The 11,623-nt window shown below is 68.6% G+C and carries 9 protein-coding genes; all 9 read left to right on the forward strand.

The genetic code is table 11. The features are described 5' to 3' along the window. Positions 1 to 130 precede the first annotated feature (130 nt). The 9 genes from OG741_RS14530 to OG741_RS14570 all read left to right on the forward strand — a co-directional run bounded on the left by OG741_RS14530 (position 131) and on the right by OG741_RS14570 (position 11,568). On the forward strand, positions 131 to 1,852 hold the full coding sequence (locus OG741_RS14530) for a D-glucuronyl C5-epimerase family protein (protein ID WP_405597780.1): 1,722 nt from the start codon (positions 131 to 133) through the stop codon (positions 1,850 to 1,852). A 318-nt stretch (positions 1,853 to 2,170) separates the two neighbouring features. Continuing rightward, positions 2,171 to 3,331 carry an ROK family protein gene (locus OG741_RS14535; protein WP_405597783.1) on the forward strand — a complete coding sequence of 387 codons (1,161 nt, stop codon included), beginning with the start codon at positions 2,171 to 2,173 and terminating at the stop codon, positions 3,329 to 3,331. A 70-nt stretch (positions 3,332 to 3,401) separates the two neighbouring features. Then, positions 3,402 to 4,739 (forward strand): ABC transporter substrate-binding protein, encoded by a 1,338-nt coding sequence (locus OG741_RS14540; protein WP_405597785.1) that lies wholly within the window; start codon positions 3,402 to 3,404, stop codon positions 4,737 to 4,739. Between the two features lie 12 nt (positions 4,740 to 4,751). Next, entirely contained in the window at positions 4,752 to 5,693 is a 942-nt protein-coding gene (locus OG741_RS14545; protein ID WP_405597787.1) for a carbohydrate ABC transporter permease, read from the forward strand. A 5-nt stretch (positions 5,694 to 5,698) separates the two neighbouring features. Further along, positions 5,699 to 6,592, forward strand: coding sequence for a carbohydrate ABC transporter permease (locus tag OG741_RS14550; RefSeq protein WP_405597789.1), 894 nt, complete (start codon positions 5,699 to 5,701; stop codon positions 6,590 to 6,592). Positions 6,593 to 6,598: 6 nt separating this feature from the next. Then, positions 6,599 to 7,864, forward strand: coding sequence for a 6-phospho-beta-glucosidase (locus tag OG741_RS14555; protein WP_405597791.1), 1,266 nt, complete (start codon positions 6,599 to 6,601; stop codon positions 7,862 to 7,864). Continuing rightward, entirely contained in the window at positions 7,855 to 8,841 is a 987-nt protein-coding gene (locus OG741_RS14560) for an N-acetylglucosamine kinase (protein ID WP_405597793.1), read from the forward strand. The genes OG741_RS14555 and OG741_RS14560 overlap by 10 nt, the downstream gene beginning before the upstream one ends. Positions 8,842 to 9,145: 304 nt before the next feature. Then, positions 9,146 to 10,549 carry a hypothetical protein gene (locus OG741_RS14565; RefSeq protein WP_405597795.1) on the forward strand — a complete coding sequence of 468 codons (1,404 nt, stop codon included), beginning with the start codon at positions 9,146 to 9,148 and terminating at the stop codon, positions 10,547 to 10,549. A gap of 11 nt (positions 10,550 to 10,560) precedes the next feature. Further along, on the forward strand, positions 10,561 to 11,568 hold the full coding sequence (locus tag OG741_RS14570) for a glutamate ABC transporter substrate-binding protein (RefSeq protein ID WP_405597797.1): 1,008 nt from the start codon (positions 10,561 to 10,563) through the stop codon (positions 11,566 to 11,568). Positions 11,569 to 11,623: the final 55 nt, after the last annotated feature.

The raw sequence follows: 11,623 nt of genomic DNA on the forward strand, positions 1-11,623 counted from the left end.
CACTGGCATCACAACTGCTCCAGGAGGCACATAGGATCTCCACACTTACTGACGCGTGTTACCCGTGGGGGGTTCTTCAGTCATGGCTGGAAAGAGACGTGCCGACATCGGCCGCAGACGTTTCATACGTGTGGCTGGAGGCACCGTCGCCGGTGCTGCCGTGGCGGGTGGGGGGACGTTCACCGCCATGGCCACCGGGGTGTTCGACACCCCCACGTCCGACCCCTTCGGCGGGATGCCGAGGTCGCTCGCGCTGAGTCTTCCCGCAACGCCCGGCGGGACCGAGCCGCCGCCGCTGCCGCCGCTGCCCGATCAGATGGCCGAGGGCACCATCTCCAAGCCGGGTGCGCGGCGGACGCTGATCCCGTACGCCGATCAGCCCGTGAACCCGCAGGTGGTCGAGGACTCCGTGCCGACCGTCCTGCCGTTCGAGTTCAAGACGGCCGGCTACAAGTGTGTGACCGATCTGCCCGAGTCGATGCGCCCGTGGCGGGACCGGCCGACGTCGTGGGCCAATGTCACGCCCAAGACCGAGCACACCTTCCTCGACGCGCAGGGCGTCATCCAGTACCGGCCGAGCTGGACCGCGGCCGGATACGACCAGCCCGTCACCCAGATGCAGTTCGGTCTGGGCTGCATATCCAGCTACCGCATCGAGAAGGACCCCGCCCGCAAGGCGCTCTTCCTCAAGCGCGCGAAGGCGCAGGCTCAGCGCCTGATCGACAAGCGGGTGGAGTCCCGGGGTGCCTGGTACTTCCCGTACCCCTTCAACTTCGCACACGCCGCGCACAGCGGTATCGCCTACACGGCTCCCTGGTACTCCGGCATGGCGCAGGGCGAGGCGATCAGCCTCTTCACCCAGCTCTCCCAGCTCGACGGGATCACCGAGGCGGAGCGCACCCTCTACAAGGCGGCCGCCGACGGTGCCTTCGCCTCGATGCTGCGCGCCGACGACGCCAAGCCGTGGGCGGTGAACAAGGACAGCGACGGGTACCTGTGGATCCAGGAGTACCCGATCGACGCCCCGGGCACCTCGGACTACACCTACAACGGCATGGTCTTCGCCATGTTCGGCCTCTGGGACTACTTCCAGGCGACCGGAAACCCGCTGGCCGAGCAGCTGTACGACGGTTCGCTCACCACGATCCGCGATCACTTCCCGCGGCTGCGCAACACCCGCTGGTACTCGTTCTACTGCGGCACCCACCGGATACCCGCGCCGACCTACCACCAGCACCACATCAACCTGCTCCGCCAGCTCCACTGGCAGACCGGAAGCCCCACCATCGCCAACCGGCACGACCTGCTGATCGACGACTTCCCGGCGTACATCCTGCGCGCGGGGTCCGTCGCGGCCTTCGCCGCCGGCACGCACACGCTCTACAAGCTCGACACGCTCGGCGCCGAGGGCAACTACGGATGGTCCTCCTCCAAGGGCGACAAGCAGCTGGCCATCAAGAAGGTGACCTTCGCCAAGGCCACCCAGGCGCCGGTCAATGTGCGCCGCCGCATCATGGGCCGCGGTATCTACTACCGGATCAACGCCGGTACGTACGCCGGCTGGTGGGTCGGTGAGGCCTACCCGAGGGTCTTCCTGCGCGGTGAGTACGTCTCCACCACCTATCGTCCGCAGCGCACGGCGACCTTCCCCGCGAACGTGGAGGTCACCTGCGTCAAGTTCGGTGCCGACGGGATCACCGGCTCCACCAAGAAGGTGAAGTTCGCCAGTGCGTCCAACGCGCCCTTCGACCGCAGGGCAATCGTGAACGGCCGCCCCATGGTCCGGATCACCGCCGGCGGGCTCACCGGGTACTGGGCGCCCACCGCTCAGGTGCTCACCGACGGCCGCTGACGCGGCTCAGCAAGGTGCACGGGCCCCTGCCATTCGACAGGGGTCCCGTTCTCATGTCCGCGTCAGTGAACCCGGTTCCTGTACCTGGCCCCGCGGCCCGCCCACGTAACGCTTTGGTTGCCCAGTCCGCGCCGACCATTGACTCTCGCCTGACATGCGGCTTACCTTCCTCCCAACTGAATAGGAAACTTTCCTAACAGTCCAGCTGAGGACGTCCGCAGCCGAAGGGCAGGTGCATCCGTCGTGGCCGGAACCACACCCGGGGGTACACCGGGTACACCCGGAACCACACCCGGTACACCGCGCGTACTGCGCGCCATGAACGACCGGGCCGCGCTCGATCTGCTGCTGGAGCACGGGCCGCTGTCGCGCACCAAAATAGGAAAGCTGACCGGCCTCTCCAAGCCCACCGCCTCGCAGCTGCTCGCGCGGCTGGAGTCCGCCGGGCTCGTCGTCGCCACCGGGACCACCGAGGGGCGGCCCGGGCCCAATGCGCAGTTGTACGCCGTCAACGCGCGCGCCGCCTTCGCCGCCGGGCTCGATGTGACGCCGCAGCGCATTCACGCCGCCGTCGCCGATGTCACCGGTGCCACCGTCGGGGAGTTCGAGCTGCCGACCCCGGGGCGGCGCGCCGAGAGTGTCGTGCGGCAGGTCACCGAGGCGCTCGACGGGGCCGTCAAGGCCGCCGGGGTGACCCGGTCCGATGTGCACCGGCTCGTCATCGGTACGCCCGGTGCCTTCGATCCGTCCACCGGGCGGCTGCGGTACGCCTCCCACCTGCCCGGCTGGCACGCCCCCACCCTCCTCGACGAGCTGGCCGCCGTGCTGCCCATGCCCGTCGAGTACGAGAACGACGTCAACCTGGTCGCGGTCGCCGAGCAGCGCCTGGGCGCCGCGCACGGGCACGAGAACTTCGTACTGCTGTGGAACGAGGAGGGCCTCGGCGCCGCCGTCGTCATCGGCGGGCGCCTCCATCGGGGCTTCACAGGCGGCGCCGGGGAGGTCGGTTTCCTGCCCGTGCCCGGCACCCCCCTGGTGAGGCAGGTGACCAAGGCCAACAGCGGCGGCTTCCAGGAGCTGGCCGGCGCCCAGGCGCTGCCCCGGCTGGCGCGCGAGTTCGGGGTCGAGGGCGTCGGTCACGGACCGCACGCCGAGGTCGCCGCCTCTCTCGTCGCCCGGGCCGCGGAGGCCGACTCGGGACCGTACCGCAAGCTGCTCGACGCCTACGCGACCGGTCTCGCCACCGGTCTGGCCTCCATGGTCGCCGTGCTCGACCCCGAACTCGTCGTCCTGTCCGGCGATGTGATCGCCGCCGGCGGGGAGCCGCTGCGCGAACGCGTGCAGGCGGAGCTCACCGAACTGGCCGCCCCCCGGCCCCGTCTCGTACTCGGTTCCGTACGAGAACACCCCGTCCTGCGCGGCGCGTTGGAGAGCGCCCTGGCCACCACGCGCGACGAAGTCTTCGACACCTCCCGCTGATCCAGCTGATCCCGCCCGAAACTGCCGAAAGACCCGCCAAGCCCACGACCCGTCACAGGGAGACTCCGCCATGTCCACACGCACCCGGAAGACGGCCGCCGCGCTCGCCGCGACCGCCGCGATATCCCTGTTCGCCTCGGCTTGTACGGGCTCGAGCGACTCCGCGGCCAACGACGATCCGAACGCCAGGACGACCATTACCTTCTGGCACGGCTGGAGCGCCCCCAGCGAGGTCAAGGCCATCCAGGAGAACGTCTCCCGCTTCGAGAAGGCGCACAGCAACATCAAGGTCAAGATCGTCGGCAATATGACCGACGACAAGATCAACCAGGCGCTGCGGGCGGGCGGTTCGAACGCCCCGGATGTGGTCTCCTCCTTCACCACCGACAGCGTGGGCAAGTTCTGCACCTCCGGTGCCTTCGTCGACCTCAAGCCCTTCCTGGCGAAGTCGAAGATCGACCCGGCGAAGGTCTTCCACAAGCCGCTGCTCGACTACACGCAGTTCGAGGGCAACCAGTGCTCGCTGCCGCTGCTCAACGACGCGTACGGCCTCTACTACAACAAGAACGCCTTCAAGGCCGCCGGGATCACCGCCCCGCCGAAGACCTGGAGCGAATTCGAGAAGGTCGCCGAGAAGCTGACCAAGACCAAGGGCGACAGCTACGAGCAGCTGGGCTTCATGCCGAACTACCACGGCTACGAGACGACCCCCATGCACTACGCCTCGCAGTGGGGCCCCACCTACTTCGATGCGGACGGCAAGTCCAACATCGCCAAGGACCCGGCGTTCTCGAAGATGCTGACCTTCCAGAAGGGCCTAGTCCACAAGCTGGGCGGCTTCACCAAGCTGGAGAAGTACCGCAACACCTTCGGTGACGAGTGGGGCGCCAAGCACCCCTTCCAGACCGGTCAGGTCGCCATGCAGCTGGACGGCGAGTGGCGGCTGGGCATGGCTCAGGACGCGAAGGTGAAGTTCGAGATCGGCACCGCGCCGCTGCCCGTCGCCGACGAGCAGGTCGCCGACTACGGCAAGGGCTATCTCTCCGGCACGATCATGGGCATCGCCTCCACGAGCAAGAAGCAGAACGCCGCGTGGGAGCTGGTGAGGTACATGACCACGGACACCGAGGCGGTGGTGGCCTTCGCCAACGGCATCCACAACGTGCCCTCCACGATCGAGGCGCTCAAGTCGCCGAACCTGAAGATCGACCCGGGCTTCAAGACCTTCATCGACATCGCGCAGCACCCGAAGTCCAACACCACGCCCGCCAACGTCGACGGCGGCGCGTACCAGGTGACCTTCCAGGACTTCGGCTACCAGTACGAGTCCGGAAAGGCGAACGACCTGAAGGCCGGTCTGGAAAAGACGGCCAAGCAGATCGACACCGACATCGCCAAGCAGAAGTAGCCGAGAAGAACAGTGGCTACGCACACGCTGCGGACGAAGCGCCGGCGTTCGGCGCTTCGAACGGCGGCTTTCATGTCACCGTGGCTGATCGGCTTCAGCGTCTTCTTCGCCTACCCGCTGATCTCGACCGTCTACTTCTCCTTCATGAAGTACGACGGCTTCCGGCCCCCCGTCTTCAACGGCCTGGACAACTGGACGTACGTCTTCAGCGAGTACCCGATGTTCTGGCCCGCCCTGCGCAACACGCTGTGGCTGGTGCTCGTGATGGTCACCTGCCGTGTCCTGTTCGGCCTCGGTGTCGGACTGCTCATCACCAAGATCAAGACGGGCGCCGGGGTCTTCAGGACCCTGTTCTATCTGCCGTATCTGGCCCCGCCGGTCGCGGCGACGCTCGCCTTCGTCTTTCTGCTCAACCCCGGTACGGGACCGGTCAATTCGATCCTCGACTCGATCGGGCTGCCGACCCCGGGCTGGTTCACCGACGCCGGCTGGTCCAAGCCCGCGCTCACCGCGCTCGCGCTCTGGGGCATCGGCGATCTGATGGTGATCTTCATGGCGGCGCTGCTCGATGTACCGAAGGAGCAGTACGAGGCGGCCGAGCTGGACGGCGCCTCGGCCTGGCAGCGCTTCCGCTTCGTCACCCTGCCGAACATCTCGCCGATCGTGATGTTCGCCGTGGTCACGGGTGTGATCCAGACGATGCAGTACTACACACAGCCGCTGGTGGCCGGAAAGGTCGCGTCCGGAATCATCGGCGGCAGCGGGCAGCAGTTCGAGCCCGGTTACCCCGAGAAGTCGACCCTGACACTGCCGCAGCTCGTCTACAACGTCGGCTTCCAGCGCTTCGACTACGGTGCCGCGGCCGTCATCGCGCTCGTCCTGTTCGTGCTCTCCATGGTCTTCACCGCGTTCCTGATGCGCAGGCGCGGCGGCCTCGTCCAGGTGGGTGACTGACCATCATGACCCAGATCCTCGACAAGCCCGTCCGGGCGGCAAGCATCGTCGGCGACGCCGAACGGACCGCACGCCGCAAGACGCTGCTGCACTGGATCGCCGTGCACTCCCTGGGTGTCGCGGCCGCGCTCTTCTTCGTGCTGCCGTTCGTCTTCGTCGTCCTCACCTCGCTGATGAGCGACCAGCAGGCACTTACCCGCGACCTCGTCCCGAAGACCTGGGAGTGGGACAACTACAGCCGCGTGCTGGACACTCCGGGCTTTGTGACCTGGTGGCGCAACACCCTGCTGTACGCGGGGCTCGGCACCGTGCTCACGGTGGTGTCCTCGATCCCGGTCGCGTACGCCCTCGCCAAGTTCCGCTTCCGCGGCCAGAGACTCGCGCTGATGCTCGTCATCTCGATGATGATGCTGCCGCCCCAGGTGGTCATCATCCCGATGTACTTGTTCTGGGCGAAGCAGCTCGACCTGGCGGGCACGCTGTGGCCGCTGATCATCCCGATGGCGTTCGGCGACGCGTTCTCGATCTTCCTGCTGCGCCAGTTCCTGCTCACCATCCCCAATGAGTATCTGGACGCGGCGAAGGTCGACGGCTGCAGCGAACTGCGCACCCTGCTCAAGGTGGTGCTGCCGATGGCCAGGCCGGGCATCGCCGCCGTAGCGCTCTTCCAGTTCTTCTACGCCTGGAACGACTACTTCGGCCCGCAGATCTACGCCTCGGAGAACCCGGCGGCCTGGACGCTGAGTTACGGCCTGGAGTCGTTCAAGGGCGCGCACCACACGGACTGGAATCTGACCATGGCCGCGACCGTCCTGGTCATGGCCCCCGTCATCCTCGTCTTCTTCTTTGCCCAGAAGGCATTCGTCGAGGGCGTCACACTGACCGGAGTGAAGGGCTAGAACCACATGAAGCTCGCAGTCGTGGGTGGCGGATCCACCTATACCCCTGAGTTGATCGACGGCTTCGCCCGGCTGAGGGACACCCTCCCGATCAGCGAACTGGTCCTCATCGACCCGGCGGCCGACCGGCTGGAGCTCGTCGGTGGTCTGGCGCGGCGGATCTTCGCCAGGCAGGGCCACGACGGGAAGATCGTCACCACCTCCGACGTCGACGCGGGCGTCGCGGACGCCGACGCGGTACTCCTTCAGCTGCGCGTCGGCGGTCAGGCGGCCCGCAACCAGGACGAGACCTGGCCGCTGGAGTGCGGCTGCGTCGGTCAGGAGACGACGGGCGCGGGCGGCCTCGCCAAGGCGCTGCGCACGGTCCCCGTCGTCCTCGACATCGCCGAGCGGGTGCGGCGTACCAACCCGGACGCCTGGATCATCGACTTCACCAATCCGGTGGGCATCGTGACCAGGGCGCTGCTTCAGGCCGGCCACAAGGCCGTGGGCCTGTGCAATGTCGCCATCGGCTTCCAGCGCAGGTTCGCGGCCCTCCTTGACGTCGCCGCCGCCGACGTCCACTTGAACCATGTGGGCCTCAACCACCTGACGTGGGAGACGGGGGTGCGACTCGGCGGCCCGGAGGGCGCGGACGTACTGCCGAAGCTGCTGGCCGAGCACGTCGACGCGATCGCCGACGATCTGCGTCTGCCGCGTGGGGTGCTCGACCGGCTCGGCGTCGTCCCCTCGTACTACCTACGCTACTTCTACGCGCACGACGAGGTCGTACGGGAAATGAGGACCAAGCCTTCACGAGCCGCCGAGGTCGCGGCGATGGAGAAGCAGCTGCTCAAGATGTACGGCGACCCGGCGCTCGACACCAAGCCGGAGCTGCTGGCCAAGCGTGGCGGCGCCTTCTACTCGGAGGCGGCCGTGGATCTCGCGGCCTCCCTCATCGGCGGGGGCGGCAGCCCGTACCAGGTCGTCAACACCGTCAACAACGGCACCCTGTCCTTCCTCCCCGACGACGCGGTGATCGAGGTGCAGGCCACCGTCGGCGCGCAGGGCGCGACCCCGCTGCCCGTGCCCGAGCTCGACCCGCTGTACGCCGGGCTGATCACCCATGTCACGGCGTACGAGGACCTGGCCCTGGAGGCTGCCCTGCGCGGCGGCCGCGACCGTGTCTTCAAGGCGCTGCTGTCTCATCCCCTGATCGGCCAGTACGAGTACGCCGATGCGCTCACCGACAAGCTGATCGCGCACAACCAGGAGCACCTCGCGTGGGCCTGAACGCACGTCGGCCCGCGGAGACGAACGTGCTCGCCATCGACGCGGGCAACAGCAAGACCGATGTGGCCGTGATCGGTCGGGATGGCGCCGTGCTCGGTGCCGCGCGCGGTGGTGGCTTCCAGCCGCCACGGGTCGGCGTGGAGGCGGCGATCGACGCCCTCGCCGAAGTGGTCGGCCGGGCACTGGCCGAGGCGGACGTGACGGGCGTCGCGCATGTTTCGGCCTGCCTGGCCAACGCCGATCTTCCGGTGGAGGAACGGGAGTTGGCCGAGGCAGTGCAGCGGCGCGGCTGGGGGCGTACGACCGAAGTCCGCAACGACACCTTCGCGATCCTGCGCGCCGGTGTCGACGAGCCGCGCGGTGTCGCGGTGGTGTGCGGCGCGGGAATCAACTGCGTCGGCATGCTGCCGGACGGCCGCACCGCGCGCTTCCCGGCGATCGGCAAGATCTCCGGGGACTGGGGCGGAGGCGCGGGGCTCGCGGAGGAGGCGCTGTGGTTCGCGGCGCGGGCGGAGGACGGGCGGGGCGAGCCGACGGCCCTGGCCCGTACGCTGCCCGCGCACTTCGGACTCGACTCGATGTACGCCCTGATAGAGGCACTGCACCTGGAGCACATCCCCTCGGGGCGCAGGCACGAGCTGACTCCGGTCCTCTTCACGACCAGCGCGGAGGGCGACCCGGTGGCCCGCTCGCTGGTGCACCGGCTGGCACAGGAGGTCGTCGCGCTGTCCACGGTGGCGATGGCCCGGCTGGATCTCCTGGACGAGGAGGTGCCGGTGCTGCTGGGCGGCAGTGTGCTGGCGGCCCGGCATCCGGAACTGGACGAGCAGATCGGCGCCTTGCTGGCGGCCAGGGCTCCGAAGGCGGTCGTCGAGGTGGTGACGGCCCCACCGGTGCTCGGCGCGGCTCTGCTGGGGCTCGACCATGTGGGGGCGCCACCACAGGCCCGTGCCCGGCTGCGCGGGTACTACGCGTAGCCCAGGGTCAATTTACGTGTGGCGCAGGGTCAATTGGGGAGCGCTGTCCTCACTCGCCGGACGGGTTTGAACTCATGCCCGTCCGGCACCCGTGTCCACCCCTCGCCAATGGGAACCGATCGAGGTCGGGGGGCGTATTCATGGTGGGGAGACCGGTCTGGCAGGATCCTGGATGGCTGCGATGGGAACAAGATCCAGTCAATCCTGGTGTGAATGTCGGTCACTCCGGCCATACTGCTGGCCGGGAGCAGTCTCCCGACCCGCCGGGGGGCGGGCCGACGTCAGGGACCGAGGGGGAGGTCACGTGACATACCCGCCGAATGTGCGCACCGCGCCCCAGTCGGCTCCGGGGCATGCGCCCGCACAGCCACCGGCCCGGCCGGCCATCCAGCCGCCCGCACACCGCGGCGCCTGGGCCGTGGGCAAGGAGCGACTGCGCACCGCGGCGACGACCGAGCCGGGGCGGCTGCAGATCATCGGGGCCGTTCTGGCCGCGCTGGTCGTGGCCTTCGGCGCGGTCACCGCGTTCGAGATCTCCGACCGCGCTTCCGCGGCCGACGATGTGGTGAGCCGCAGTCAGCCGCTGAGCGCGGACGCCGCGTCCATCCACCGCTCGCTGGCCGACGCGGACGCGGCGGCCGCCAATGGCTTCCTCGCGGGCGCCGAAGAGCCCCGCGCGATCCATGAGCGGTACGAGAAGGACATCACGGCCGCGTCCAGGCTGCTCGTCAGCGCCGCGGCGAACACCGACAGTTCGACCGAGTCGGGCCGCCAGATTGCCGCGCTCAACGAGCAGCTGCCCCGCTACACGGGCCTGATCGAGCGCGCCCGTGCCAACAACCGGCAGGGCCTTCCGCTCGGCGGCGCCTATCTGCGCTACGCCAACCTGAAAATGTCGAACGAGCTGCTGCCCGCGGCCGACAAGCTCTACCAGGCGGAGACGAAGCGCCTCGGTGAGGACAACGACGACGCGCGCGACTGGCCGTTCGTCTCGTTCGGACTCGGTGTGCTGGTGCTCGGAGCGCTCGTCTGGGCCCAGCGGCGCAACTACCGGCGGACGAACCGGATGTTCAACCACGGGCTGCTCGCCGCCACGGCCGCGTCGACGGTCGTCGTGCTCTGGCTGATCGTGGGGCACTCGGTGGCCCGTGCCGAGCTGAACAACGCCATGGAGCGCGGCCAGGAGTCCCTGAAGGCCCTCAACAGCTCACGGGTGCAGGCGCTGCAGGCCCGTGCCAACGAGAATCTGGCGGTCGTCTCCCGGGGCGCGGTCCTCACCCCGGACGGGAAGAACGACCAGTACGAATTCAATTACACGAACCGGATGGACGCCGTCGGTGTCACGCTGACGTCGGCGAAGGACCTGGCCGACGACTCCGAGGGGCGCGATCCCGTCGCGGACGCCACCAACGCCGTCGCCGAGTGGCGCACCCGCCACAAGAAGGCGCGTGCCACCGACAACGGCGGCGACTACGACAGCGCGCTGCAGCAGATCATCGGCCCGAAGGCCTCGACGGGCCAGTCGTTCGACACGGTGGACGCGGCGCTGCGCAGGGCGATCGACCATGAGCAGCGGGAGTTCACGGCGTCGGCGACGTCCGGGCGCGGCGCGCTGGACGGGCTGCCGGTCGGCGCCGCCGCGCTGGCCGTGCTCGGCGCGGCAGGAGCCGTACTCGGCATCAACCGCAGGCTTTCGGAGTACCGGTGACAGGGGGCGCCATGAGGGACGTGAGGAGCAGGATCCGCGGCTGGGAGGGCGTCGCGGGGATGGCCGCGGCCTGCGCGCTGACCGCCGCCGTCACACTGCTGCCGCTGGCCAGAGGCACGCAGGAGCCCGGCGCCGAGCCGGCCACGCAGGGCGTGGCCTCCGTCGTGCCCGCCAAGGAGGACAGCTGCACCACCCCCGAGGCCTCGCTGCCGTCGTCGACCGCCGGCGGACCGACCATCGACGCGATCGTGCAGCGCGGCAAGCTGATCGTCGGCGTCGACCAGAACAGCTACCGCTGGGGTTACCGCAATCCCGCCACCGGCGGCCTCGAAGGCTTCGACATCGACCTCGCCCGGGCCATCGCCAAGGACATCCTCGGCAGGCCCGACGCCATCATCTTCCGCGCCATCCCGACCAACCAGCGCATACCCGCCCTGAACAACGGCACGGTGGACATCGTCGTCCGTACGATGACGATCAACTGTGCCCGGATCAAGCAGGTCGCGTTCTCCACGGCGTACTTCCAGACCGGCCAGCAGGTGCTCGCCCCGAAGGGGTCGTCGATCACCGGTTACGACAAGTCGCTGTCCGGGAAGAAGGTCTGCTCGGCCGAGGGCTCGACGGCCTACGAGGCACTGGAGAAGAACTCGTTCGGGGCGACGTTCAAGGACTCGCACGACGGGCAGGCATCGGACGAGGACCAGCTCACCGTGCCCAATCAGCTCGACTGCCTGGTGCGGCTGCAGCTGGGCCTCGTCGACGCCGTCGTCACGGACGCGGCCCTCGCGGCGGGCCAGGCCGCTCAGGACCCGGCGGTCGCGCTGAAGGGCGGCAAGCCCTTCACCACCGAGTTCTACGGCGTCGCCACCAAGCTCGGCAACGACGACCTGGTGCGCCGGGTGAACAGCGTGCTCGACGACTACCGCAAGGGCCCGTGGACGGAGGCGTACAACAAGTGGCTGGTGGCCGATCTGCCCGGGATACCCGGGCCGCCCGCGCCGAAGTACCGCACCGGCTGAAGCCGGACAACGAACAACTAGTGCTGCAGGAAAGCTAGTCCGGCAAGGAAGAGCG

The organism is Streptomyces sp. NBC_01410 (genome assembly GCF_045040195.1).
Taxonomy (GTDB): Bacteria; Actinomycetota; Actinomycetes; order Streptomycetales; family Streptomycetaceae; genus Streptomyces.

What these genes read in the sequence shown, in the direction of transcription:
- OG741_RS14535 (WP_405597783.1), top strand. Translation starts at nt 2,171, where the DNA reads ATGAACGACCGGGCCGCGCTCGATCTGCTGCTGGAGCACGGGCCGCTG.
- OG741_RS14540 (WP_405597785.1), top strand. Translation starts at nt 3,402, where the DNA reads ATGTCCACACGCACCCGGAAGACGGCCGCCGCGCTCGCCGCGACCGCC.
- OG741_RS14550 (WP_405597789.1), top strand. Translation starts at nt 5,699, where the DNA reads ATGACCCAGATCCTCGACAAGCCCGTCCGGGCGGCAAGCATCGTCGGC.
- OG741_RS14555 (WP_405597791.1), top strand. Translation starts at nt 6,599, where the DNA reads ATGAAGCTCGCAGTCGTGGGTGGCGGATCCACCTATACCCCTGAGTTG.
- OG741_RS14570 (WP_405597797.1), top strand. Translation starts at nt 10,561, where the DNA reads ATGAGGGACGTGAGGAGCAGGATCCGCGGCTGGGAGGGCGTCGCGGGG.